The 25,109-nt window shown below is 47.1% G+C and carries 19 protein-coding genes and 2 pseudogenes; 14 read left to right on the forward strand and 7 right to left on the reverse strand.

Annotated elements, in window-relative coordinates; all coding sequences use genetic code 11:
• The first annotated feature begins 88 nt into the window (after positions 1 to 88).
• From ACTWJ7_RS15380 to ACTWJ7_RS15415, 8 genes and pseudogenes are all read left to right on the forward strand, one after another.
• The gene (locus tag ACTWJ7_RS15380) at positions 89 to 955 is read left to right on the forward strand and encodes a GDSL-type esterase/lipase family protein (protein WP_301877476.1); all 867 of its coding nucleotides are present in this window, start codon (positions 89 to 91) and stop codon (positions 953 to 955) included.
• A pseudogene (locus tag ACTWJ7_RS15385) lies at positions 952 to 1,919 on the forward strand (ABC transporter ATP-binding protein). The gene ACTWJ7_RS15380 and the pseudogene ACTWJ7_RS15385 overlap by 4 nt, the downstream one beginning before the upstream one ends.
• A complete protein-coding gene (locus ACTWJ7_RS15390; RefSeq protein ID WP_024630575.1) occupies positions 1,912 to 2,901 on the forward strand; it encodes an ABC transporter permease in 990 nt (329 codons plus the stop codon). Before ACTWJ7_RS15385 ends, ACTWJ7_RS15390 begins: the two are co-directional and overlap by 8 nt.
• A 76-nt stretch (positions 2,902 to 2,977) precedes the next feature.
• Positions 2,978 to 4,957: a DNA topoisomerase IV subunit B gene (parE, locus tag ACTWJ7_RS15395; protein WP_024630574.1), complete on the forward strand. Its 1,980-nt coding sequence runs from the start codon at positions 2,978 to 2,980 to the stop codon at positions 4,955 to 4,957.
• Between the two features lie 12 nt (positions 4,958 to 4,969).
• Positions 4,970 to 7,432: a DNA gyrase subunit A gene (gene gyrA, locus ACTWJ7_RS15400; RefSeq protein WP_301877474.1), complete on the forward strand. Its 2,463-nt coding sequence runs from the start codon at positions 4,970 to 4,972 to the stop codon at positions 7,430 to 7,432.
• Between the two features lie 229 nt (positions 7,433 to 7,661).
• On the forward strand, positions 7,662 to 8,099 hold the full coding sequence (locus tag ACTWJ7_RS15405) for a MarR family winged helix-turn-helix transcriptional regulator (RefSeq protein WP_024630572.1): 438 nt from the start codon (positions 7,662 to 7,664) through the stop codon (positions 8,097 to 8,099).
• Between the two features lie 237 nt (positions 8,100 to 8,336).
• Positions 8,337 to 8,783 (forward strand): MarR family winged helix-turn-helix transcriptional regulator, encoded by a 447-nt coding sequence (locus tag ACTWJ7_RS15410; protein ID WP_301877473.1) that lies wholly within the window; start codon positions 8,337 to 8,339, stop codon positions 8,781 to 8,783.
• Positions 8,780 to 10,291 (forward strand): DHA2 family efflux MFS transporter permease subunit, encoded by a 1,512-nt coding sequence (locus ACTWJ7_RS15415; protein WP_024630570.1) that lies wholly within the window; start codon positions 8,780 to 8,782, stop codon positions 10,289 to 10,291. Before ACTWJ7_RS15410 ends, ACTWJ7_RS15415 begins: the two co-directional genes overlap by 4 nt.
• 113 nt (positions 10,292 to 10,404) lie before the next feature.
• Here the strand turns inward: ACTWJ7_RS15415 and ACTWJ7_RS15420 are convergent, their stop codons facing one another.
• The 3 genes from ACTWJ7_RS15420 to ACTWJ7_RS15430 form a co-directional block, all read right to left on the reverse strand.
• Entirely contained in the window at positions 10,405 to 10,749 is a 345-nt protein-coding gene (locus tag ACTWJ7_RS15420) for an MGMT family protein (RefSeq protein WP_301877470.1), read from the reverse strand.
• Between the two features lie 121 nt (positions 10,750 to 10,870).
• On the reverse strand, positions 10,871 to 11,602 hold the full coding sequence (locus ACTWJ7_RS15425) for an RluA family pseudouridine synthase (RefSeq protein WP_301877469.1): 732 nt from the start codon (positions 11,600 to 11,602) through the stop codon (positions 10,871 to 10,873).
• Between the two features lie 2 nt (positions 11,603 to 11,604).
• Positions 11,605 to 12,468 carry a class I SAM-dependent methyltransferase gene (locus ACTWJ7_RS15430; protein WP_024630567.1) on the reverse strand — a complete coding sequence of 288 codons (864 nt, stop codon included), beginning with the start codon at positions 12,466 to 12,468 and terminating at the stop codon, positions 11,605 to 11,607.
• A gap of 371 nt (positions 12,469 to 12,839) precedes the next feature.
• Between ACTWJ7_RS15430 and ACTWJ7_RS15435 the strand changes: the two genes are divergently transcribed.
• From ACTWJ7_RS15435 to ACTWJ7_RS15445, 3 genes are read left to right on the forward strand one after another with little or no spacing between them, the layout of a single operon-like run.
• A complete protein-coding gene (locus ACTWJ7_RS15435) occupies positions 12,840 to 13,292 on the forward strand; it encodes a flavodoxin (RefSeq protein WP_079349348.1) in 453 nt (150 codons plus the stop codon).
• A 6-nt stretch (positions 13,293 to 13,298) separates the two neighbouring features.
• Entirely contained in the window at positions 13,299 to 14,102 is an 804-nt protein-coding gene (locus ACTWJ7_RS15440; protein ID WP_301877467.1) for a hypothetical protein, read from the forward strand.
• Positions 14,103 to 14,154: 52 nt separating this feature from the next.
• Positions 14,155 to 14,721, forward strand: coding sequence for a nitroreductase family protein (locus tag ACTWJ7_RS15445; RefSeq protein ID WP_285080203.1), 567 nt, complete (start codon positions 14,155 to 14,157; stop codon positions 14,719 to 14,721).
• Positions 14,722 to 14,743: 22 nt separating this feature from the next.
• Here ACTWJ7_RS15445 and ACTWJ7_RS15450 read toward each other — a convergent pair whose 3' ends face one another.
• Positions 14,744 to 16,201, reverse strand: a complete 1,458-nt coding sequence (locus tag ACTWJ7_RS15450) for a 4-hydroxyphenylacetate 3-hydroxylase family protein (RefSeq protein ID WP_301877466.1) — start codon at positions 16,199 to 16,201, stop codon at positions 14,744 to 14,746.
• A gap of 204 nt (positions 16,202 to 16,405) precedes the next feature.
• Complete coding sequence (locus ACTWJ7_RS15455) at positions 16,406 to 16,558, reverse strand: DUF1540 domain-containing protein (RefSeq protein WP_072733378.1); 153 nt, start codon at positions 16,556 to 16,558, stop codon at positions 16,406 to 16,408.
• A gap of 376 nt (positions 16,559 to 16,934) precedes the next feature.
• Here ACTWJ7_RS15455 and ACTWJ7_RS15460 point away from each other — a divergent pair, with 376 nt between their 5' ends.
• Positions 16,935 to 17,747 (forward strand): AAA family ATPase, encoded by an 813-nt coding sequence (locus ACTWJ7_RS15460; RefSeq protein ID WP_301877463.1) that lies wholly within the window; start codon positions 16,935 to 16,937, stop codon positions 17,745 to 17,747.
• 160 nt (positions 17,748 to 17,907) lie between these two features.
• Here ACTWJ7_RS15460 and ACTWJ7_RS15465 read toward each other — a convergent pair whose 3' ends face one another.
• Together ACTWJ7_RS15465 and ACTWJ7_RS15470 are read right to left on the reverse strand one after the other, a co-directional pair.
• Positions 17,908 to 19,371 carry a sensor histidine kinase gene (locus tag ACTWJ7_RS15465; RefSeq protein ID WP_301877462.1) on the reverse strand — a complete coding sequence of 488 codons (1,464 nt, stop codon included), beginning with the start codon at positions 19,369 to 19,371 and terminating at the stop codon, positions 17,908 to 17,910.
• Positions 19,356 to 20,147, reverse strand: coding sequence for a response regulator transcription factor (locus ACTWJ7_RS15470; RefSeq protein WP_301877461.1), 792 nt, complete (start codon positions 20,145 to 20,147; stop codon positions 19,356 to 19,358). Before ACTWJ7_RS15470 ends, ACTWJ7_RS15465 begins: the two co-directional genes overlap by 16 nt.
• Positions 20,148 to 20,232: 85 nt before the next feature.
• On the opposite strand from ACTWJ7_RS15470, the gene ACTWJ7_RS15475 reads away from it, so the two are divergent.
• Together ACTWJ7_RS15475 and ACTWJ7_RS15480 are read left to right on the forward strand one after the other, a co-directional pair.
• On the forward strand, positions 20,233 to 20,952 hold the full coding sequence (locus ACTWJ7_RS15475) for a YceI family protein (RefSeq protein ID WP_301877460.1): 720 nt from the start codon (positions 20,233 to 20,235) through the stop codon (positions 20,950 to 20,952).
• 307 nt (positions 20,953 to 21,259) lie between these two features.
• Positions 21,260 to 25,107: pseudogene (locus tag ACTWJ7_RS15480) on the forward strand (glycosyl hydrolase 53 family protein); the annotation flags it as partial.
• Positions 25,108 to 25,109: the final 2 nt, after the last annotated feature.

Consider the following 25,109-nt stretch of genomic DNA (forward strand, 5'->3'; position numbering starts at 1 on the left):
ATGTTATTTAGAAAACGCGTCATCTTAATGTAAAATCATTATAAATTTTAAGTACCCGGCCAGGTGTACATGAGCGGAGATGTGATGAATGAAAAAAAGAAATCTTGATTCGGCGCCATGGATCTGGAGAACAATCAGTTCAGTGTCCATACTGACTACATTGCTGCTGTTGTTCGGATTTGGCTACGCGATTAAAGATGTCATTTTTCCTAAGGGAGATGCGCAGTTAGGTACAGGACAGCAGACGACAATTCCTGCCAAGGAAAGCGGGGAATCAACGCCTGCGGTGAATGACAGTAAAATTCGAATGGCTGTGATCGGCGATTCCCTGGCACGAGGTACGGGGGATGATGAGGGGCTTGGTTTTGTAAGAAGGGCAGGAAATTTGCTCAAGGATCAAGGATACGATGTACAGGTGTTGAACAATTTGGGTGTGAATGGTTTGAGAACAGACGCATTGTTGAACAAGCTGGATGAACAGGGCGTACGTTATGTCTTACAACAATCCAACTTTATTCTGTTGTCGATTGGAGCCAATGATCTATTCCAGGGAGGACAAGTTCTACAGGGAGAAGACGTGCCAACGGCAGAAACACTTGTAGCGGCATTACCGGAGACGTCAAAGCGTTTGCAGGAGATTCTGAAGAAAGTGAAAGAAATTAACCCTGATGCACAGATTGCCTACATAGGGCTATACAATCCGTTTAGTGATGTGAAAGAACTCAAAGAGCCGGGAAATGCAGTTGTAGCTGCATGGAACGATGCTGCAATGCAGGTTCTGAACAACGAGGACAAGATGACACTCGTACCTACATTTGATCTGTTTGAAAATCATCTGGGACAGTATCTGTCATCAGATCATTTTCATCCCAATGGAGAAGGTTACGAGCAAATTGCGGTTCGGATTGCACAGGAATATCAGGCAGAGACTCCAGCAGAAGGGAGCGGAAAATAAATGTCACAAGAACAGACTGATCCCGTATTGTCCGTGCAGCATCTGAAGAAAAAAATTGGACGCAAGTGGATCATTAAGGATGTTACGTTTGACGTTAAACCAGGCGAGATTTTCGGTTTTCTGGGTCCCAATGGGGCCGGAAAACAACAACCATTCGAATGTTAGTCGATCTGATTAAACCAACGGAAGGCAAAATTCAAGTCTGTGGTTATGATGTCAATCGTGATCCTGAACGAGCCTTGAAATACGTCGGTTCCATTGTTGAAAACCCGGAAGTGTACACCTATTTGACTGGATGGGAGAATCTTGAGCATTTTGCCCGTATGCAGCCCGGGTGGATAATGACCGTATTCAGGAAGTAGTGGATATTGTACGCCTCGATCAGCGGATTCATGATAAAGTAAGGACCTACTCTCTGGGGATGCGTCAACGGCTTGGCATTGCACAGGCATTGCTTGGGCGCCCGCGGCTGCTGATTCTGGATGAACCGACGAACGGACTTGATCCGAAAGGAATTAAGGAACTTCGTATCTTTATCAAACAGCTTGCAAGTGAAGGCATGGCTGTATTCGTCAGTAGTCATTTGCTCAGCGAAATTCAGCTTCTCTGTGACAGAGTGGCGATTATTAGTGCAGGGCGGGTACTCACGGTTGGTGGCGTTAATGAACTGATTGAAGATCACTCCAAATTGGCAATATGGCATGTTACTCCGTTGGAGTTAGGCAAAAAAATGTTGCTGGAGTCAGGCATTTCGCTGGTGGATCGTCCTGCAGACGTCATGGATGATACCATTGTTGCAGGACTTGGTTCGAACGCTGTCGTTGCGGAAATGCATGAGGATCGAATTCCGGCCTTGGTACAGCAGATGGTACAAGCCGGAATTCAGGTTGAAGGCGTACAGCGGATTCAGCCAACACTGGAACAGCTATTTTTAAAAATGACAGAAGGTGAATCCATTGAGTAATATCATGCCGCTGATCCGAAACGAAACGATCAAGATGGTGAAGAAAAAACGTCTTTATATTATTTTTATCGTTCTCGCGGTGTTGGTCCCGATGTTTACGTATGCCCAGATGAAATCTGCGGAAAATAATCGTGACAAGTTTGGCGGCGACTGGCGGCTTGAGCTGCAGCAGGCCATTACGGATAATCAGAACTCGCTTGGAAGTGACCGGGTACCTGAAGAATACAAAAAGTACAGGACGGTGTACATCCAGCAAATGCAATACTATCTGGAGAATGACATCAATCCGAAGGAGCCTGGTGGTGTAACGTTTACACGGGAATTCATGAATAACGCTGTCGGACTGTTTATCCCGCTGCTCATAATGGCGATTGCTTCGGATCTGGTTTCCGGTGAGCGAACCACAGGTACAATCAAAATGCTTCTGACCCGTCCGGTCAAACGTTGGAAAGTGTTGCTGAGCAAACTCATAACGCTGATCATGTTCGTGTCGATTATTGTGGTGTCGGCATATATTATCTGTTATGTCATCTCGGGAGCAGTGTTCGGATACAAAGGCTTCGGCATGCCGATCTTTACCGGATTCAAGGTTGTGGGTACAGATGTCGATATGTCAGCAGTCCATGCTGTGGACCAGTGGCTATATATGCTGATGCAGGCCGGACTGATCTGGTTCGTCAGTATAATTGTGGCGATGCTTGCCTTCATGGTCTCTGTATTAGTGCGAAGTACAGCTGCAAGTATTGTCATTATGATGGCAGCACTCATCGCAGGAACGATTCTCACCAGTATGGCCGCTTCCTGGCAGTCAGCCAAATATTTATTCATGGTTAACCTCGAACTTCCGAATTATTTGTCGGGCGGTTTGCCACCAATTGAAGGGATGAATTTGGGTTTTTCCCTTATTGTGCTTAGTGTTTGGGGCATTGCTTCACTCTTTGTGTCATTCATTGTCTTTACGAAACGGGATATCTTGAATTAAAATGGACAAGGATAAGAAAACATCTGTTTGCATTTTAGGCATTTTTTTAGTTGCAAGTTAAGAAGGGGGAGCATGAATGGTCGAGCAAATCGATATGTCGGCAGGTTCGACAGGCGGAGGACAAGGGTCTTCAGGCTACGACGCGGACGACATTCAAGTACTTGAAGGACTGGTAGCGGTACGGAAACGGCCGGGAATGTACATCGGCAGCACCAGTGCTTCGGGTCTACATCATTTGGTATGGGAAATCGTGGACAACGCTGTCGACGAACATCTCGCCAAATTCTGCTCCAAAATCGATATCACGCTGCATAAGGACGGTTCTATTACGGTTCAGGATAACGGAAGGGGAATTCCGACAGGTATACATAAAACAGGGATTCCTACTCCCCAGGTCGTGTTTACGATTTTGCACGCAGGCGGAAAGTTCGGTGGATCAGGATACAAAAAATCAGGCGGTTTGCACGGTGTAGGTGCGTCAGTTACGAACGCATTGTCCGAATGGCTTGAAGTCGAGATTTTCCGTGATGGCAAGATTCATCGTCAACGATTCGAGTATTGGCAGGACAAAAAAGGCGTTGAGCATGTCGGAGAACCGGTGTCTGGTCTCGAAGTATTGGGCAATACCAATCGGACGGGAACCAAAGTTACGTTTAAACCGGATATTCGGGTGTTTCAGAACGGCATTCAATTGAATTATGATACACTGGCAGAACGTCTTCAGGAGATTGCTTTTCTGAATTCAGGTCTGAGAATTGTGCTCAAGGACGAACGTTCAGGCAATCAGGATGAGTACATGTACGAAGGCGGAGCAAGCCAGTTTGTTGCTTTTCTTAACGAAAATAAAGATGTGCTGCATGATGTCATTCACTTCTATGCGGAGAAGGATGACATTGAGGTCGAAGTGGCGATCCAGTATAACGCGGGATATACGGAAACGCTGGCGTCATTCGTGAACTCGATTCCCACCAGGGGCGGCGGTACACATGAGACCGGATTCAGAGCAGCTTATACACGTGTGATGAATGACTATGCACGGCGTACCAGCATGATTAAGGAAAAAGATAAAAACCTCGAAGGTAATGATTTGCGTGAAGGCATGATGGCGGTCATTAGTGTCAAAATGTCGGAGGTTGAATTCGTAGGACAAACGAAGGATCAACTCGGTAGCGCTTCCGCGCGAAGCGCAGTGGATTCCGTCGTGTCTGAAAATATCCAGCGGTTTTTGGAAGAAAATCCGCAGGTTGCGCAAACGTTGATTCGCAAAGCAGTTCAGGCCTCCAGAGCCAGAGAAGCTGCACGAAAAGCCCGGGATGAGATGCGAACCGGCAAAAAACGCAGCGAAAGTTCCAACCTGAACGGTAAACTGACTCCGGCACAATCCAAGGATTTTACCCGGAATGAACTGTTTATCGTCGAAGGGGATTCCGCAGGTGGTTCAGCGAAACAAGGACGTGACTCCAAGATTCAGGCGATACTCCCGCTTAAGGGTAAACCGCTCAATCCGGAAAAAGCGAAATTGGCCGATATCCTCAAAAATGAAGAATACCGTGCCATTACATCAGCGATCGGTGCAGGTATTGGAACGGAATTCGCAGTTGAAGACAGCAATTATTCCAAAATCATAATTATGACGGATGCCGACACGGATGGCGCACATATTCAGGTACTGTTGCTGACTTTCTTCTATCGTTATATGAAACCGCTAATTGATGCAGGGAAAATATATATCGCTCAGCCGCCACTGTACAAGCTGACACGCAAATCCGGCAAAATGGCCAGTGTGCGTTACGCCTGGACCGATGAAGAGCTGGCGAATTACATGAAAGAATTCGGAAACAATGTGGAGCTTCAACGTTACAAAGGACTTGGTGAGATGAACCCGGATCAACTGTGGGAGACTACGATGAACCCGGAAACACGTGCATTGCTCAAGGTAGAGATTGTCGATGCAGCCAAAGCAGAACGTCGTGTATCTACACTCATGGGTGATAAGGTTGATCCACGCAAACGCTGGATTGTAGAGAACGTCGACTTTACAGAGTACGAAGAATAGAAGGTGCTTGGAATGAGTCTATCAGAACAATTTATGCCTGCCTTTCTCGAAGAGGTCGTGGGTGACCGTTTCGGTCGCTACTCCAAATACATTATTCAGGACCGGGCCATTCCCGATGTAAGGGATGGATTAAAGCCGGTGCAGCGGCGTATTCTTTACGCTATGTACGATTCAGGTAATACACCGGAGAAACCATATCGGAAATCCGCAAAAACGGTTGGGGATGTTATGGGTAACTACCATCCTCACGGGGATTCCTCCATCTATGATGGTATGGTACGGATGGCACAGCCGTGGAAAATGGGGCATATGCTCGTAGACGGTCATGGAAACTGGGGGTCACAGGATGATGATCCGGCAGCGGCTATGCGGTATACGGAGGCCCGTTTGTCTCCCATCGCGATGGAGATGCTTCGCGATATCGAGAAACGGACTGTTCTGTTTAAGGATAATTTTGATAATACGGCCAAAGAACCGGTTGTATTACCGTCCCGTTATCCGAACCTGCTGGTCAATGGTGTAAGTGGGATATCGTCTGGTTTTGCAACGGAGATCCCTCCACATAATTTACGTGAAACTATTGATGCTTGTATTGCCGTGATGGAGAAGCCATCGATTGAACTGGACGAGATCATGATGTTTATGAAAGGTCCAGATTTTCCGACTGGCGGATTAATCATGGGCGGCGATGGAATTCTGGATGCTTATCGCACAGGTAAAGGACGGATCTATCTCCGGTCCAAAACTGATATCGAGAATATGCGTGGTGGCAAACAGCAAATCGTGATTACCGAGATTCCTTATCAGGTCGTAAAATCCCGTCTGGTTACAGCGATGGAAAACATCCGACTGGAGAAAAAGGTTGAAGGGATTGCGGAAGTGCGGGATGAGAGTGGGCGTGAAGGCCTGCGAATCGTAGTTGAGCTGAAAAAAGAAGCAGATGCACAAGGGATTTTGGCTTATTTGCTGAAGAAAACCGATCTTCAAGTCACGTACAACTTCAACATGGTTGCGATTGTGAATAAAGCGCCTCAGCAATTGGGGCTGAAATCCATTCTCGAGGCTTATATTGCTCACCAGCGTGAAGTAGTGACGTTCCGTACCCGCTTTGAGCTGGAGAAGGCGGAAGACCGTGCACATGTGCTGGAAGGTCTGGTAAAAGCTCTTAACATCCTGGACGAGGTCATTGCGGCTATCAAAGCGTCGAAGAACCGTCAGGATGCTCAAAATAACCTCATGTGGATGTTTGGTTTCTCGGAACGTCAGGCGGATTCCATTCTGACTTTGCAATTATACCGATTGACCAATCTCGAGATAACTTCTCTGGAAAAGGAACTCGGCGAACTGATGAAAAAGATCGCGCAGTTACGCTCCATTCTGGATAGTGACCGCAAACTGATCGGAGTCATCCGCAAAGAGCTGATGGAGATTCGTGAGAAGTACGGAATTGACCGTCGCTCATCCATTCAGGGCGAAGTGGAAGAACTCAAGGTTAATCTGGAAGTGCTGGTGAACGCGGAAGATGTATTTGTCACATTGTCCAAAGAAGGATACATCAAGCGTACAGGCATGCAGTCATTCACACGATCTGGCGGGGAGCGTAACGCAAGTGGTGTGAAAGAAGGCGATTATATCGCCCAGGTCCTTGAAGTCAACACTCTTGAGAATCTGCTGGTGTTTACCAAGAAAGGCCAGTATTTCCTGTTACCTGTGCATCAGGTGCCGGAATTCAAGTGGAAAGACCCGGGGACGGCAATCGTCAACGTCATTCCTCTGGCGAAGGATGATCGGATCTCAAGTGTGCTTGCTGTTAAATCCTTCGAAGAACCGGATCACAGTCTGGTCTTTGTCACTCGCAAAGGACAGGTGAAGCGTACCGAGCTGAAGGAATACGTCACCAAGCGTTCCGGCGCTGTTGCCGCATGCAAAGTCGGCAAGGATGATGAGGTACTATCCGTTCATCTAAGCACAGGTGGCAAGGACATCATGCTGATCACCAAAGAAGCCATGGCCATCCGTTTCCGTGAGGATGAAGTGAATCCGATGGGGCGTGTGTCTGGGGGCGTACGTGGTATTCAGTTAAAAGAAACGGATGAAGTCGTATCTGTTCTGTGGGTGGAAGGTGATGAAGGCGAGGTTGCTATACTGTCTGACTTGGGTTACGGCAAACGCTCATTGCTGCTGGATTATGCTCTGCAAAGCCGTGGCGGCAAGGGACTGGCAACCTTTGAGTTCAAGGAAGGCAAACGGGTGAAACCGAACGGTAGCCGAATTGCCGGAGCGTTCTATTGCAGGGAGCAACGGAATGTAACGGTGATGACCAAAGAAGGTCAATCTCATCACATTTCTTCGGAATCTGTACTTATTACTGAACGGAAGCATATCGGTAAATTGCTTGTGCATGTGGACAAACAGGATGAAATTGTGGAGCTTATCCTGGATCTAGCAGAGAATCAGGCAGCTTCTTCCTCCTAATAAGGATTCAAATAAGACTCTTTGCAGAGCAGGGAAACCTGTCATGCGAAGAGTCTTATTTTGTTGTTCGGACGCAGATTAAAAGAGGACCTCCATGCGAAGTTTAACAACCTTCGTCGATTACAGTCGATCGCTGGGAAATTGAAAAAAGGCAGCAGGAATGCGGCTTTGAAGGGCGAAAACTTAAGCAGGTGAAGTGATAACCGGTTGCAGAGAGGAGCGATGCAAGATGTATAATTCCGATTTTGCCAAGTGCTGGTCGAGGCTGACCAAGGACTACAAGCTGCATATGGATCATGAGCTGGCACCGTCTTTAACAGAGGCGCAGCTGGCCGTACTGGAGGTTCTTGAGGATCACGAGAAGATGAAACCATCCGATCTCATTCCTTTTCTGGCTACAACACCCGCAGCAGTAACAATGTTGTTGGATCGTATGGAGAAAAACGGTCTGATTCGCAGGGAACGCGATAATCAGGATCGAAGAATCGTATGGGTATCCCTATCCGATAAGGGACGCATGGAGACCGAACGGGGGATCACGATCCGTAATGAATTTATGAATTCGGTTCTCAGCAATATTTCAATGCATAACCAGCAGTTGCTGGTTTATCTATTAGGCAAAATGACAACACCAAAAACAAAAGAGCATGCCTTGTCCACATCATAATGACGATGGACCAATAATAGTAACCATGGAGCTCTTGCTGAAAATGCAGGAGCGCTATGGTTATTTTTTATTGATGTGTATATTAAGAGTTTTGCCTACTTTGAATGACTAAGAATAATTTATAGAATTTTATATGTAAAGAGTTGACTATGTAATTTTTTTTGTTATAATAAGTAATTGTTCCCCTGATATTTCGTGTACGAAATATTATATTCCATAAGTAAAAAGGGTGAATTAATGTCTGACACATACGAAGTATTCTACATTATTAATTCATTTCGGCAGGTCAATCAAATGCTCTTCCGGGCATTCTGGAATGAAAACAAGGAAATCGAGCTCACTTCGATTCAATTTATGGTGTTATCCATATTGAAGGAGCGTCCTTCGATCGGTATCAATGAAGTGGCTGATCTCTGTCATATGGGCAGCAGCTCCATGAGCGCTGTGGTGGAACGTCTGGTTAAGGGTGAGTACATAGTTCGAACACGTTCGGACTCGGACCGCCGATCCGTAAAGCTACAGATTACGGACAAAGGGGAGCAGGCCCAGCAGGAGACACACCGTTTGTGGATGGAGCGAGTGTCGCCCATTCTGGATATCCCGAAGGAAGACCTTGAGCACCTGCTAAGAATTCATAATCAAATGATTGAAAAGTTAGAAGGAAGAGAGTTGAACAACCAATGAGTACTACTGCAGCAGCAGCGCCATCCTCCGCGATGGACAACATTAAGAAAGGCCCGATTGTGGCCGCATTGTTAATCGGTGCATTCGTCGCCTTCCTGAATCAAACGTTGATGAACGTAGCTCTTCCTAAGATCATGGAAGACCTCGGCATCGGTGCGAACAAAGCCCAATGGCTGACAACAGGCTATATGCTCGTCAATGGTGTGTTGATTCCGGTTACGGCGTATCTGATCGCCAAATTCTCGACACGTCAAATTTTTATTACAGCCATGACGCTATTTACATTAGGAACCTTGGTCTGTGGTTTAAGTCCGACCTTTGGTATCCTGATGGTAGGTCGTGTTATTCAAGCGGCGGGTGCAGGTATCCTGATGCCTCTGATGACCGTTGTATTCTTGACGATCTTCCCAATTGAGAAGCGTGGTCAGGCCATGGGTACGATGGGGATCGCGATGATTCTGGCTCCAGCCATTGGACCGACACTGTCGGGTTATGTGGTTGAGCATTATTCTTGGAGACTGTTGTTCTATATCATTTTGCCATTCTCTATCATTGCGACGGGAATCGGTATTGCTTTTGTCAAAAACGTAACACGTCAGTCCAAACCTAAACTGGATTATCCAGGCGTTATCCTTTCTACACTCGGTTTCGGTAGCTTATTGTACGGCTTCAGTGATGCAGGTACAGACGGATGGGGCAGTGCCATCGTTATTGCTTGTCTGATTGTCGGGGCTGTATCTCTGATCCTGTTTGTTATTAGACAGATGACGACCGATCATCCGCTTTTGGAGTTCCGTATTTTCAAATACAACATGTACACATTAACAACGATCATTAATATGCTCGTAACGATGGCGATGTTTGCAGGTATGATTCTGCTTCCGATTTTCCTGCAAAATATTCGTGGATTCTCACCGATTGAATCTGGTTTGCTGATGATGCCGGGCGCGATCCTGATGGGGATTATGTCTCCAATCACAGGCCGCATCTTCGATAAAGTCGGAGCACGGTGGTTGTCCGTTGCCGGTCTTGCGATTACGGCCATCACCACTTGGGGACTTAGCCGTTTGTCGATCGATACAACGTATGGTTACATGATGTTTATCTACACAGCTCGTATGTTCGGTATGTCGATGTTGATGATGCCAATTCAAACGGCGGGCCTGAATCAGCTGCCGCAGCGCCTGAACGCGCATGGTACAGCGATGTCCAACACACTGCGTACAGTTGCGGGTGCCATTGGTACAGCAATTCTCGTTACAATTATGAGCAGCAAGCTGAAATCTCATCTGGCAGATACCTTGGCTACAGGCCAAATTGCTGCAGATGATAAGGCTGCAATGATGCGTGCTACCGCAGATGCAACAATCTACGGTGTAAACTATGCGTTTGTCGTAGCGACTGCGATGACTGTCGTAGCTCTGCTGCTGGCGTTCTTTATCCGTAAAACCAAACCGGCTACTGAACCAGTCACAACGGAGCAGCAAAAAGTGAATGCTACAGCTTAAATCTACTTAGAAGACTGTTATTATTCATTCCATAAAGGCTTTATATATACCAAAAGAGAGTTCAGGCAGATCATACTGCCTGAACTCTCTTTTGGTTATGCCTTGTTTTGACTTTATTTTTCATCAGTCGGTGGATCAAGCAGGAAGGCAGGACCAGGATCATGCCCGAAGAGTCTGAGATCAATGCTCCCATCCAACTGAAATTCAACGCCCTCACTAACGAGCTCCGTCTCCTGCATCAGCCTCGAATGCTCGTCTGGAATGGAGATAAGACCTTTGGCGTTGACGACGCGGTGCCAGGGAAGACGCTCTTTCCGGCTCATGGAGTGCAGAATGCGTACAACCTGTCTGGCAGCTCTTGGGCTGCCTGCATGAGCGGCAATCTGCCCATAGGTCATGACTTTTCCTTCAGGAATTGCTGCGATGATGGCGACGACCTGTTTCGTAAACGGTGTCATTATAATGGGTCTTCCTTTCATTTGAGTAAAAAAACCGTGTCACTCAGATACGATCTGGATGACACGGTTTACGGTTAGAAGTTGACCTGATCCTGTGGACGATTATTATTAATTTTAACAATTAATGTTCTGCTTTAAATGCTTTATCATACACAGCAGCCGGCCACTCTGCCCATGGGAATTCACGGGGAGGCAGGGACTGTAGGACAATTTCTTCCTTCGTTACGGGGTGAGGAAAAGCTGCAATGGCAGACCAGAGAGCGATTTGTTGTCCGGGCTTATTCACACTTGCACCGTACTTCTGATCTCCGAATAGCGGGCAGCCGATTTCTTTCATTTGAACCCGAATCTGATGGGATCTGCCAGTGTGCAATTCGATATGAACCAGACTATAACGATCGGTTTCGCCAATGACCCGGTAATCCAAAACGGCGTCTTTACCGCCGGCTGTACCCTGACGTACAACGGTGACGGTATTCGTACGCGCATCTTTTAGCAGGGTGTGTTTTAACGTCCCTTGCTGTGCGGGCAGTTTGCCATGTACAACAGCCGCATATATTTTGCGGAAATGGCGTCCGCGAACCATCTCGGATAATCTGGAAGCTGCCTTCGATGTTTTGGCAAAAATCATCGCACCACCAACGGGGCGGTCAAGACGATGCACCAGACCGAGATAAACGTTGCCAGGTTTGTTATACCGTTCTTTCAAATCCTGTTTCAGCAGTGTAAGCAAATCCGGATCACCTGATGCATCTTCCTGTGTAGGTACATTGACCGGCTTCGTAATGCCTAACAGGTGATTGTCCTCAAACAGAATCGGTATATTACCGGTTCCTTGCAAATGTTCGGACATGATCAGGACTCCCAGCGGCCCAAGATGCCACAAGGCAGATCCAGACCACTACGGGTAATTGGAAGACCAATCTCGCCTGCGGTAATTTGACCGCCGTACTGGGCAGACATCGTCATTGTCAGCATGTTGCGCAGAACGGTGGAGGAGATACCGGTTGTATAGGAGTTGACCAGCATGAATAATGGGTTATCCGACAAAATTTCCATACACGATTTCAGGAAAGGATAGAGGTTTTCTTCCAGCTTCCAAGTTTCCCCGTTAGGGCCCCGGCCATAGGAAGGCGGGTCCATAATAATCGCGTCGTACCGATTGCCACGGCGTTGTTCGCGCTGTACGAATTTGAATACATCATCTGTGATGAAACGAACTGGGCGATCCGCAAGTCCGGATAATTGAACATTTTCTTTCGCCCACTGCACCATGCCTTTGGCTGCATCTACGTGTACTACTGAAGCTCCAGCATAAGCAGCTGCAACTGTAGCACCGCCTGTATATGCAAACAGGTTGAGTACAGAGATGGGACGGCCTGCTCCGGCGATTTTATCCATCATCCAGCTCCAGTTGGCCGCTTGCTCAGGGAACAGACCGGTATGCTTGAAGCTGGTTGGTTTAATGTGGAATTTCAGGTTCTCGTATCCGATGGTCCAGCGTTCCGGGATCGGTTTTTTCATATCCCAGCTGCCGCCTCCTGAAGAACTGCGGTGATAATGGCCGTGCACCTGGCGCCATTCATTGGTTTCTTTTTCAAGGGGCCAAATGATCTGTGGATCAGGTCTACGCAAAATCACATCACCCCAACGCTCCAGCTTTTCGCCGCCTCCTGTATCGATTACTTCATAGTCCTTCCAGTTCTTTGCTACGTACATAAGTATTTATCCATCCTTCAAAAGTCATTTGGATACTATTGTACAACAAAAAAGGGCCTGTACGCCAGTTACGGTGGGCGGAAACCCATTGTGGAAAGATGATCACCTCATGCTGCACTTTCATAACTGGAATATAATAAATCTGTTCATAAAATGATTTTTTATAATAGTTGATCAAAAACGCTTGGCCTAACGAAGTCAAGGTGCTTTTCATGGTGTTGAATAGGGTTCATCACCATATACTGAAATGGAATGATAGTGAAAATTTAATTTGACAATGATAATCATTATCACATATGATTTTGATACATTCAAATATTACTTCTTCAGGGACAGTATAACATGATCAATAAAAAGTGAGGGAAAAATAGATGGCTAAATTGTTAGTGGCTTATGCAAGTATGACTGGAAATACGGAAGAGATTGCGGAACTGATCGTAGAAGGAATTAAACAAGGTGGGCATGAAGTGGATCTCAAGTCCGTCACGGATTGCAATGCATCTGATGTGCTTGATTATGATGGGTTTCTCATTGGAGTATACACGTGGGGAGACGGTGAACTGCCGGATGAATTCCTCGATTTTTACGAAGAGCTGGATGAGCTTGATCTGAGTGGCAAACGAGCTGCGGTGTTCGGAAGCGGAGATACTTCTTATGAGCAGTACTGTGGTGCCGTTGATCTCGCGGCTGCGAAGCTGGTGGAACGTGGGGCGGAGGTATCTCCAGAGATGCTGAAGATTGAATACAGTCCGATGGAGCAGGAGAAGGATACGTGCCGTGATTTCGGTAAACGGTTCGCTGCTGCCGGATTACAGGTGTCCTAATAACTCATGTTAAGACATAATGTTCAGGCAGCTTTGCAGCCGGGAATGTCAGACACCTCGGTACGGCTGCTCGAAGATTACAGATTGGAAGAGATGCTGCGCAGCCCGCATCGGTTCATCCGCCCGGAACCGGAGGCTGAGCAGCGCTCACCGCTGCAATGGAGACATCGTGTACAATATGCTGTCAGCCATGCAGTTAATGCTTTTTACAGTTTGGACCCGGAAGTGCGCAAAGAGGTGCCTGTACAGTATTTGCTCGAAAAGTGGTGGCCCAGAAAGGCAACCGGTTTCGAATCGGTACTTCATTATTGGGATGTAAAAAACAAAATTACGGATGAATTATCCCTCGCCATTGCCATGAACGATGATCTGAAGCATCCAACCATTTTGTTTGAACAATGGCGAACAGAGCTTCCTTCCTTGTCGATGCATCTGTCCATGATCTTTCAGGCAGCTTGGCAGCCAGAGGGCTGGGATTCACTGCTCATTCAAAAATTTATGGTTGTCCATGATCCAAACGTCGTTGAGGCATTCCAGCACATGGTGAGCGCGTTCTGTTGGGAAGCCTTTGGCAAGCTGCCAGGCATGATCGAAATCTATTGTTTACTCGAAGGCCGCAAGATTCGATACATCCCTGGACGTCAATCGCTTGTCCGTTCAATGGATTATATTCGATTGATTCGGGATAGCATTCCGATCGCAGAGAAGTTGGAATCTGACCAATTTACGGTTCGGGACAAAGTCAGAGTGCATGAAGAGGTTGATCGCTGGAGAAGTGAGACTGAACCGAAAAAAAACTGGTTGATGTGAAGAATGACAAGGGATGTTGTGATATAGGGTGCAGTTCAAGGAGGGATGAGCCATGTCTACCGGTTTGAGACAAGATGCAGCAAGCGGCAAGAAACGTACAGGAACTTGTGAATTCAGCCCGTTGCCCGTACCACAGTCGGTTATAAGACAGTTGCTGGATGAAGCAGATCCATCTTTATATGTGATGAGTTCAGAGCCTTGGCGGTTTATGTTGTTCGCCAGTGAAGGACGTCAACTGTATCTGGAGGCGGTCAGACAGAGTTATCCACCACATTTGGCAGATCGTTACGGGGACTGGGCTACATATCAATATACCGAAGCTATCCCGGCACATCTGGTTGTCGTCGCCCCTTCAAGTGCGAGGGAGGACCATTTAATGCCTGCAAAAGCCTGGAGCAAACGTTTTTGCATCCTGGCAGCGGAGCAAGGCTTGAATGCTGTCTGGAAGATCAATGACTATCAACAGCATCCCGTGTTTATGAATTTGATGGGTTTAACGAGTGAGGAAAAGGTATTGGGAGTATTCCACATCGGTTACGGAGACCAGTCTGCACTTCGGGATACTGATGCAGGCAGACCAGCCTCTGAACTGATGACGGTCTACGACCATCTGGTTTGAATGAGGGAATCCTCCCTCATTCTTATTTGCCGGTCTTGGAAATAAAATTACGAACGAGCTGACGATACGATTGATCTGCAGAGTATGCTGAATACATCCGGTTCGACACGGTGATTGTGTTGCCAAAAAAGAATCGTTCGAACTGGGTCTGTCTGCCTCCAAATGATCCTGCTCCAAGCTCCCAGATCAGGCGGAACAATGCGGTGCGTTCCTGGGATACCATATCGGTTCCTCTTAGGTAGATATCCAGGTGCGGCGCGATATCAGAGCGGAATTCTTCTTCCTGAGGCACCATAATTACGCCGCTGGAACCTAAGAGCTGCAGGATTTCAATCATCTCAGGATACAGCTTGGGGAACAAAAGGTTTGCTGCCATTAATGGTTTGGGGGCAGGTACAATAAATCCCCGTCCATCTGTTATAGCACCGGCTTCTGCTGCCAGAGCCAGTGCTTTTAACGTTTCAAGACCGGTAAGTACTCTGGCTGTTTTCTCTATCACATGAGTTTCGGCTACCTGGTCAAGCGTATCCGTGAGTAACTGAATGGTACCCAGAACAAATTCCGTTTTGGCAATATATCGGCATATGACCTGATGTCCCGCGTGAATGTGAAAATTGCTACCGCTAAAAAGCCGACCGGACACTTCTTCATTACCAGCGAAAAATATTCGCTCATGAGGAACAAGCACATGATCAAAAATGACGATGTTGTCCATCTCTTCATATCTGGAGCTGAGTGGATAGTTGAAATTGGATTCGGCTGCGTAGGTATCCCGACAGATGAGACTGATACCGGGCAGGTGATTCGGTACAGCAAAGGCAAATGAAAACGGATTTTCATCGTCGAACGGTGCTGGTGAAGGGGAAGGATACACCAGTATTTCGTCTGACGTGGCGGCCTGAGTCGCCATCATGAATGCACCATTGATGATCAGACCTTCTTCAGTGCGATCCACCACTTTTGCAGCAATGGAATCTTCGGTCGCATCCAACTGTCCTGAAATTTTACTGGCATGAGGCTGAATGAAAGCATGGGAGAGGGTAATGTCATTATCCCGGCAGTAGGCATAGTAGTTTTTCAAATTTTCGGCGTATTGTGGTGATGCTTCTTCAAGAATAGCTGCTCCGGTATAAAAGGCCATGATCGCTGTGTTCATATAGTCGGGTGATCGTCCCAGAAACCCATGATGTGTTCCTGACCAGATGCTCATTGCTTCTCGACGTCTGCGCAGATCATCCACGCTGGTTGGTGGCAAAAAGGATATGCCTACGGGTTTTCCATCAGCTGGGGACGCATAAGTCATTGTGTCAATAAAATTTGGATCGGACTGAAGATCATACAGTTTGGCTTGTGTATCCATCAAACCTGCAAACGCAAAATGTTCAGAACGTTTTCCGGTAACAAGCTCCCCTTTGTACCAGCAGGGGACAGTCTGGGCATCGATACGTTCAATATACTGTTTGCCACTTTTTACGGGCATCGTTACTCACCTCAATGATCTATTCGTTCATGGGCAGTTTGACTGCTCTCGTAGTGTACGTCAATAGTCAGTCCAATGTGCATGAAGAGAGGGGAGTTCAGATTTTGCAGAAAAGAGCTTGATAATAATTATCATTCTTGTTACAATAGCAAAAGAAAAAGGAACCGCGAAGGCTCCTTTAACTTGTACAATATGAATTTCTTCTTATTTTACTTCAAATGTTTTGCAATCCGTTTCAGCGGATTCGCTTACTTTTTTGGAACTGTGACTCACGATGTAGATTGAAGAAGCATTGCATTTGTTTTCTTGAGCCCAGTGACGACAGGAATTAACCTCACATAATACGTCTTTTGCCATGATTGTTAACCTCAATTCGATTGGATTACATTCGTTGGTATAAAGAACATCCGGAAATGACAAGTTGCCGCTTGTAAATCTGGAAAAATTTTGTGCTCTCTCACGTAAATGGAGGGCTTTTTTGCGTTATACACAACGATGCATATTTAGAATAGCAAATTTTTCTGCTGTAAGCAACAAATTGGACGACCTTGCCAAAACAATGATGGACGAGCCATGATAACTTTGCAATTCGGCCGCCATGTGTTATGATTTAATAGTAAAAATTACGATTAAAATAAGTGTTAAAATATGTATTAAGCAGGAATGAGAATGAATTGATAGGGTTTAATTTGGGATGACCCCCTGAAACATAGAAGAAGGAGAACGATCAACGATGAGCAAAACGAACCATATAAACCGGATTCCACGTGCAAAGGGCATCGATATGGCCGCTTTTTATTCACCGAAAGAGTGCGGACGAAAGGCAAAGCATATTGTATTCTCCGCAGATAATGAACGAGTGGTTGAAGAGTTTATTACCATTCTCGGTATGAAAGAGCAGTTTGCAGAGCACGATGTACCAATGCCGAACAAAATGGTAATGTTTGGTCCTCCGGGTACAGGCAAAACATTAACTGCCTTCCATCTTGCACACCGACTTCAGCTTCCGCTGGTTCTTGTAAGGCTCGATGCTATTATTCACAGCCATCTTGGGGAAACGGGAAGCAATGTTCGTAAATTGTTTGAATATGCACGGGTTAACCCCTGTGTGCTGTTCCTTGATGAATTTGATGCCGTTGGGCGTACACGTGAAAGCAATGATGAGGTTAAAGAAATGGCTCGTGTTGTTAATACACTGCTGCAATGCCTGGACGAATTCGAAGGAGATAGCATTCTTGTTGCCGCGACCAATCTGGAGACACAGCTAGATCAGGCGATATGGCGGCGATTTGATACCAAAATGACCTACGGGATGCCGGATGAATCGAGCCGAAGATTATATATCAGTAAGCTGATGGGGCAGTTTGAACAGGAGAGCCAAATGGAAGATTACACGTGTGAACGCCTCACAGGATGCAGTTATGCGGATGTAGAGCAGATTGTCTTAAAAGCAAAACGGAAAGCGATCATTGCGAGTAGCCCGTTGCATGAGCAACTCATTGATGACGCATATGCAGAATATATGCCGCGTGTACTGACCACATAGTTGTTTATATGAATATCAGTTACTGTCATCACATATCGAATAGCCCGGTTCCCATGAAGGAATGCCGGGCTATTTGATATTTCAGTGTGTTACATTAGTTATCTGCCTTTGGTTCTTTGGCATCTGAAGAAAGCTCGCTTATGACATGTGTATCGTGGTGCTACGCATTTGCCGTTGCCCGGTAAAGTGGTTCTATCTCTGGTTTTTCCGGACCCGACCAACGTGGCAAGGCTAAGGTGAACAAACTGCCCTCGGGACTGCTGGAAATCAGGTTTAAATCCCCTCCTTGGGCTCGAGCAAGCAGGCGGCTATAGGTCAGTCCCAAACCTAGCCCGCGGGTACGGCGTTTTTTAATCTCGCCACGATAGAAACGTTCGAAGATCTTGGGTTGATCTTCTTTGGAGATACCCGTACCGTTATCCTGTACATCAACAAACAGCTTGTCCGCCTCCGCACGCAAACGGATATGAAAGACGGCAGCTTGGTCGGAAGCTGCGGCTTGGAGCCCGTTATTGAGCAGGTTGACCATGATCTGCTGAATCCGAAGTGCATCACCGATGGTATAAAGCGTACCCGGAGGTATATGCAATTCGATCTCGGGAGACTTGTCCTCATAAGCGATTTTCCACTGATAGACAATCTCACCCACCAGCAAATTCAGATCTATACGTTCCCGGCGAACAGCAACACTTCCTGCGCTCATCGCATTATAATCAAGCAGGTCAGCGACCATGCGTTCCATCCGTTCGGATTCTTTGAGTGCAATGTCCAGAAATTCCTTTGCTTCTTCGGGACTGACGATATCATCCCGAACAGCCATTACAAGTCCTTTAATGGAAGTTACCGGTGTCTTCATTTCATGGGTTACCCCAGCAAGCGACAGGGCGCGCCATTCCTCCAACTGCTGCAAACGAATGGACATTTCGCGAAAGGATTCAACGAGTTCATTCATCTCCCGTTCCCGTGTGTTCAGATCCAAATTGACTTCATAATTACCGTTTCGGATCTGCTCTGCGGCATGAGCGACTTGGCGAATAGGCCTGGAGAGCTTGCGGGACAGGAGGTAGATCGTAAACCAACCACACAGGATTAATGCAACGAACAGGATGCACACCACCAGCATCGTTTCCGGATTGTATGCAATGGACTTTTTGGATTGCATGACCCACACTTTACCGAGCGTTTGATCGTCATCCGTGACGTTAACCGTCACCCCGGCAAATTTTTTGTTTCGGGGTTCACCCATATCGTCTGATAATCGGTTATACACATCCTGCTGCGTCATTTTCGGTTTGGAATAAATTAATTGGTTATTATTGTCCAGCACCATAATACAAAAGTAATTGTCCGTATTGAAAAGTTTGGTACGCTTGTCCACCAGCCTGTCGAGATCCGGAGGGACATGAATTTTATTCTCGGCTCCAGCTACCTTCTCGGCGATTTCCAGTCCCAGCAGTTGGGCCGTTTTGAGACCTTTCTCAATGGAGGTGGTTCTGATCCAGTAGAGTGCCCCTACAACAATAATGGTGAAACCGATGAATAGGATTAGAAAATATCGAAGCGTCCAGTAGGACAGAATGGATGTTTTACGTTTTGGCGTATTTCCTTTTAGTTGGCGATCCAAAATTGATACCCCATTCCCCGTAAAGTCCGAATTTCTCCTGTTTCCGGCAACCAGTGGGATAGTGCCTGACGCAGCCGTTTGATCGACAGGTCCACAGCCCGGTCACTTCCGTCATAGTCCATGCCCCAGACCTGTTCAATGAGATGATCCCGTGTAAATGTTCGGTTAGGATATTCTGACAGGAACAGGAGCAGGGACAAATCTCGTGGTGTCAGGGCAACCTCTGCTCCGTTCAAAAGTACCTGTTTGGCAGCCAGATCAATAACCAGATTGCCAAAATAACGTTTGCCTTCACCACCAGCTGTCCAGTGTGGATTGCGGCGAAGTACAGCATTGACGCGGGCTACGACCTCCTCAGGCACAAAGGGTTTGCTCATATAATCGTCAGCACCGGCATTCAGACCGTTCAGACGGTCCTGAATATCATCCAGTGCGGTTAGCATGATGACGGGACAAGCACTTTTTTCACGAATCATTCGCAGCAGATCCCAACCGTCCATTCCAGGCAGCATCACATCCAGCAAGACCAGGGAAGGAACATCCGAATCAAATAGAGTTAGAGCAGTCGGCCCATCCGCTGCATGACGAACGTCGAATCCCGCTTTTCGAAGATAGGCAGCCAGCACTCGGGCAATCGCCTGCTCGTCTTCGACGATGAGTATGGATTTCGAGAAGGTGTCTCCTTTCACTTCAGAAGCTTGTGTACTGATTTTACATGAGCGGAAGCACAATGCCAATGAGGCAATTATTTTCAGAAAAAATGCGTTGTACGTCATTTCTTGACGTCATCCTGACACATTGGGCTGTTAAGATGCTGATACATAACCAACTTATACAGTTACCCATTGGAGGAGAATAGAGATGAACAAAAAGGCAAAAACATGGATGATCTCAGGTGCGGCAGCAATCGTCATTCTTGGGGGCGGAGGTTATTATGTCGCGAACAGTTACCTGGGCAACAACGTCGAGATTGAGCAGGTGCTTCCTGTCAGCACCGCCGCGTCCACAACGGGAGCAGGATCGGACAGTGGCACAAGCGTATCCAACGAAACAGCCGCAGCAGGGCAATTGAATGGAGACTGGAGCATCAGCGAAGGTTCGAAAGTATATTTCTCGGTAACGACATCCCGGGAGACGGTTAATTTTGCGGACGAGCAGGTCAGCGGTAACCTGACCCTTAATGTAGACGATGCTTCCCAGATGAAAGCGGATGGACAGATTGAGATGAGTGCCATTGATTCAGGTAATAGCGAGCGGGATGCACATGTGAAAGAAGCTGATTTCTTCGATGTTTCCACCTATCCACAAGCTACATTTACCGCTACCTCATTTGAAGGTGTGCCAATGGAATGGCCTGCAGGCCAGACAGTGGATTTTAAGATGAACGGAACCCTTACGGTAAAAGGGATTGAGAAAGAGGCTACATTTGACGTAAAAGCCGCTTATGAAAATGACCAGGTGCTGTTGTCCGCCACAACGATGGTTACCTTTGAAGATTTTGGTATGGAAAATCCACATTCGGTAGTTCTTTCTACTGAAAATGACATTCAGGTACAACTGGAACTGAAGCTCAGCAAATAAGCATTTGAACTACAAGACCCGAATCTGTTCCAATCCGCCGGTGTGGTGGAGGGGACAGATTTTTTATGTTAAGAATGGGAATCGATCCGCGTTGAGCAAGGAATTACCAATCAATCTGTTAAAATAACTGCTGTTTCCTTGGGATAATACCGTGTCCTCGTTTATTGTAAAGCGCTTACAATGATAATGATTTACAACATTCATTGTTTAACTTGAACCAAACACGATAAGGGGGAGATTAAGCATGCACAAAAGATACATAAGCGGCTGTCTCGTATTACTGATGTTGTTCTGTGATCTGGGTCTGATGGCTCGACCAGCGGCAGCAGCGAAGGTAAACGTTGCACTGGGCAAGACGGTAACAGTTAACTCGGAGGATCTGCAGTGGGGGGGCAATAAAGAGAACGCAGTGGATGGCAAAGACAATACGAAATGGAGTGCGAACACTCCTACTTCAGTGGATCAACCGCACTGGTTGACGGTCGATCTGGGAGCTTCATACCATCTTTCCGGCGCGGAAATAACGTGGAAGGATGCAAACGAGGTGGTGAAGTTTTTGGTTGAAGTTTCGGAGGATGGAAATACCTGGACTTCGGTAGCGGATCAAACGACTAACGAAACGCCCCAGAGTGTAGCCAATCTGGATTTTCAGGCGGACGCAGTTCAGTACGTAAAGGTCACGATTCCTTATTATGCGGGTACTGACTGGTGGCCTGGCATTTCCGAGCTGCAAATCTGGGGCGAGAAAGAGGTACGTGACCCGGCAGATATCAAAAGTTACGATGCAGTCAACGTATCTACCGTAAGCCGGAGCGCGCCTGTTTTGCCTACTGAAGTCACGGCATATTACCAGAACGGTAAATCGGGCCTTGTCCCTGTCAAATGGGAGGTAATTGAACCATCACAGTATGCTTCAGCACGTAGCTTTACCGTTACAGGTGATGTCTATGGAGCTCCCCTTCAACCGGTAGCTACCGTTACGGTGGAAGGCTATCGCAGTGATTTTGTCAGAGGGGTGGATATTTCCACGTTAACAGCCATTGAGGATAATGGAGGCTACTATCTGGATAGTAATGGGGCAGAACGCGATCTGCTCGATATTCTCAAAGACCGTGGTGTGAACTATGTTCGGCTTCGTCTGTGGAATGATCCACAGAAATCGAATGGATACAACGACAAGGACGATGTGATTCGTCTTGCTCAGCGGGTAAAGAGAAAGGCATGAAGATCCTGCTGGATTTCCATTATTCCGATGAGTGGGCACATCCGGGTCAACAGCTTCGTCCCAAGGCTTGGGAAAACCTCTCGTTCGAAGAACTGAAGACGGCGGTGTATGAATACACGCGTGAAGTGGTAGGTGAAATGAAGGATGCGGGCGCCATGCCCGACATGGTACAGATCGGTAACGAAATCAACAGCGGTGTGTTAAACGGATTGAATAGTAAAGTCAATTTTGATGAAAACGTGGCATTGCTTAAGAGTGGAGTGGATGGCGTTCGCGCAGTCCAAGACGGAGAACAGGTTCAAATTATGATCCATCTGGCAGAAGGTGGGAAAGCAGATACATTTGACTGGTATTTCGGCGAATTGGAGGATAAGGGACTGCAGTACGATATTATCGGTCTTTCCTATTATCCCTTCTGGCACGGAACATTCGCAGATGTGCGCAAAACGATGAATGAGGTATCCGCGAAATATGGAAAAGAAGTCATTATTGCCGAGACGTCATATCCATTCTCGTATAAAAACGGGGACGCGCACGGCAACATTATTGGCAACCCGGAAACGCTGAATGTGGGAGGTGCTACCTTCCCGGCAACCGTACAGGGACAATATGATGCGATTGCAGGCATCATGGACATGATTTCTCAAGTTCCGAATCAGAAGGGAGCGGGTTTCTTCTATTGGGAGCCTGCATGGATTGCGGCCGATGTAGGCTGGATCGCTTCCGAGGGAGACGCATGGGAGAATCACGCCATGTTCGATTATGACGAATACCCGGCGAATGGCGGTTACTCGTATGAAGGTCGTGCCCTGCCATCGCTGGATGTGTACAAACGTGGACTCGACATTCTGCCCGCAGATCGGAAAGAGCTGTCGGCAGCCATTACACGTGCACAGTCACTTGAATCCAGCGATTTCACACCTGAAAGCTGGCCCGCATTAGCTCCTGCCATTGCAGCAGCAGAGAATGTTTACAAGCTGGCTTATACATCAGGTGGTGTGACACAACAGGATACGGATGCTGCGGCGACCAATCTTCATGCGGTTATGCAGCAGCTCGACGTTATACCTGCGAACCGGAACGCTCTTGAGGCGATCATTGGAGAAGCCAAAACATACAAGGAAACAGACTGGTCTGCTGCAACATGGGCTGTATTGACCAAGGCTCTTGTTCGGGCAGAGCAGGTAATGGCAGATCCAAGATCAACCCAGACCGAGGTGAATACATCAGCAAAACAAGTGGAAGCAGCAATCCAGGGTTTATCCGATGTGGACAAAACCGAGTTGACACAATTCATTGGTGAAACACAACAACTGACCGAATCGTCCTATACACAGCGAAGCTGGGCAAACCTGAAAGCAGCATTGCTATCGGCAATCAAGGTGAGAGACAAGCAGGATGCCAATCAGACCGAGGTGCAAGAGGCTTTGGCTACGCTTCAAAAAGCAAATAACAACCTTATTTTACTGGAAGCATTAACAACAGGCAAAACAGCTACTGCATCAAGTAGTGCAGGTACAGGTGGTGGAGAAGCCAACTCGCCTGGGGGTGCAATCGACAGCAATCCGAATACTTCATGGGGAACGGATAGAAGTGTAGGAAGTTGGTGGCAAGTGGATCTGGGAGCGACAGCCGTGATCCGCAAGCTGGAAATGTCCATGTGGAGCGGGGGGATTAAATACAAGATCGAAGTATCCAATGACAATGAGAACTTTGTCAAAGTCGTAGATACGACAAGTGATGTAGTAGTATCGACCAATCCAAGACATATCCTGCCTGCAGGCACGGAGGCGCGTTATATTCGTCTTACTATAACAGCAGGTTCTGAGTGGGTAGGCTTTATGGATTTTGAAGCGTACGGGGTGTTCCCGGCGGACAAATCTGCCCTGGAGACAACAGTGAATTCCGCTGCGAAGCTGCGTCAAAGTGAATATACAGCTGTAAGCTGGAATGTGTTTGCACAGGCATTGTCGTTGGCCCGCTTGCTCATTAATGATGCAGAAGCCAGTGCACAGGAAATTAGTGGCGCGGATACCGCATTGAAGGAAGCAGTTAGCCAGCTTGTATTGCAAGAGTCGTCCCCGGGTCAGCCGTCCCAGCCCGGTCAACCTGCGCAGCCTTCCACGCCTGGATCATCGCAGAATCAGAATCCAGGCAATTCTTCTGTAACGCCATCTGTTGAAACGGGCAATTCAGGAGAAAGTGGTTCCATTACTTTCAAAGGTACAAGTACGGGATCGGGCACATATGTGATCCAACCTGATATGAAACAGTTGTCTCAATTGATTCAAGGAATGGCAGCAGGGAGCAAAAAGCTAACGTTGATTGCAGATGTTCCCAAGGATTCCAAAGCTGTAACCTTCCAGCTAAATGCCAACCTACTTCAAGAATGGGCACGTACTGAGGCATTACAGTCGCTGGAGCTGACGATGAAACAGACTTCTGTTCGCATCCCACTAAGTTCACTGAAGGATATCCGTAGCGAAGATGTGGCTACAATGGATGTCATTCTGGCAGAAGACTCCACCGCTAATCTGTCTGAAGCGCAAAAGAAAGCTATCGGTAACCGCAACGTGGTCAGTGTGGATCTACTGTTGAAAGGGCAGCCGTTGCAGTGGACAGATCGAGCCATTGAAATGACGATGTCGAATGTGCAATATTCAAATGCAGAAGACGTTGTGCTGGTTATCCAATCCCTTTTGCCAAATGGTGAAATGAAACCAGTAACCTTTACCCAATATGATGAAACGACCAACAGTCTGGCTTTCAAGCCGCTTCAATCAGGCCGTTTTGTGATTACTGAAGTACAGGTGCCTTTAAATGATCTGCAATCTTACTCCTGGGCCATAAAAGAGGTGCAGAATCTGTATGGCAAAGGAATCATTTCAGGCATGACAGATACCAAATTCAGTCCGCAAGCAGAACTGACACG

This window comes from Paenibacillus sp. 1A_MP2 (assembly GCF_052244825.1).
GTDB classification, from domain to species: Bacteria; Bacillota; Bacilli; order Paenibacillales; family Paenibacillaceae; genus Paenibacillus; species Paenibacillus vandeheii.

Coding starts and splice junctions, on each gene's coding strand:
- ACTWJ7_RS15380 (WP_301877476.1), top strand. CDS start 89: ATGAAAAAAAGAAATCTTGATTCGGCGCCATGGATCTGGAGAACAATC.
- parE (WP_024630574.1), top strand. CDS start 2,978: ATGGTCGAGCAAATCGATATGTCGGCAGGTTCGACAGGCGGAGGACAA.
- gyrA (WP_301877474.1), top strand. CDS start 4,970: ATGAGTCTATCAGAACAATTTATGCCTGCCTTTCTCGAAGAGGTCGTG.
- ACTWJ7_RS15405 (WP_024630572.1), top strand. CDS start 7,662: ATGTATAATTCCGATTTTGCCAAGTGCTGGTCGAGGCTGACCAAGGAC.
- ACTWJ7_RS15410 (WP_301877473.1), top strand. CDS start 8,337: ATGTCTGACACATACGAAGTATTCTACATTATTAATTCATTTCGGCAG.
- ACTWJ7_RS15415 (WP_024630570.1), top strand. CDS start 8,780: ATGAGTACTACTGCAGCAGCAGCGCCATCCTCCGCGATGGACAACATT.
- ACTWJ7_RS15420 (WP_301877470.1), bottom strand. CDS start 10,749: ATGACACCGTTTACGAAACAGGTCGTCGCCATCATCGCAGCAATTCCT.
- ACTWJ7_RS15425 (WP_301877469.1), bottom strand. CDS start 11,602: ATGTCCGAACATTTGCAAGGAACCGGTAATATACCGATTCTGTTTGAG.
- ACTWJ7_RS15430 (WP_024630567.1), bottom strand. CDS start 12,468: ATGTACGTAGCAAAGAACTGGAAGGACTATGAAGTAATCGATACAGGA.
- ACTWJ7_RS15435 (WP_079349348.1), top strand. CDS start 12,840: ATGGCTAAATTGTTAGTGGCTTATGCAAGTATGACTGGAAATACGGAA.
- ACTWJ7_RS15440 (WP_301877467.1), top strand. CDS start 13,299: ATGTTAAGACATAATGTTCAGGCAGCTTTGCAGCCGGGAATGTCAGAC.
- ACTWJ7_RS15445 (WP_285080203.1), top strand. CDS start 14,155: ATGTCTACCGGTTTGAGACAAGATGCAGCAAGCGGCAAGAAACGTACA.
- ACTWJ7_RS15450 (WP_301877466.1), bottom strand. CDS start 16,201: ATGCCCGTAAAAAGTGGCAAACAGTATATTGAACGTATCGATGCCCAG.
- ACTWJ7_RS15455 (WP_072733378.1), bottom strand. CDS start 16,558: ATGGCAAAAGACGTATTATGTGAGGTTAATTCCTGTCGTCACTGGGCT.
- ACTWJ7_RS15460 (WP_301877463.1), top strand. CDS start 16,935: ATGAGCAAAACGAACCATATAAACCGGATTCCACGTGCAAAGGGCATC.
- ACTWJ7_RS15470 (WP_301877461.1), bottom strand. CDS start 20,147: ATGACGTACAACGCATTTTTTCTGAAAATAATTGCCTCATTGGCATTG.
- ACTWJ7_RS15475 (WP_301877460.1), top strand. CDS start 20,233: ATGAACAAAAAGGCAAAAACATGGATGATCTCAGGTGCGGCAGCAATC.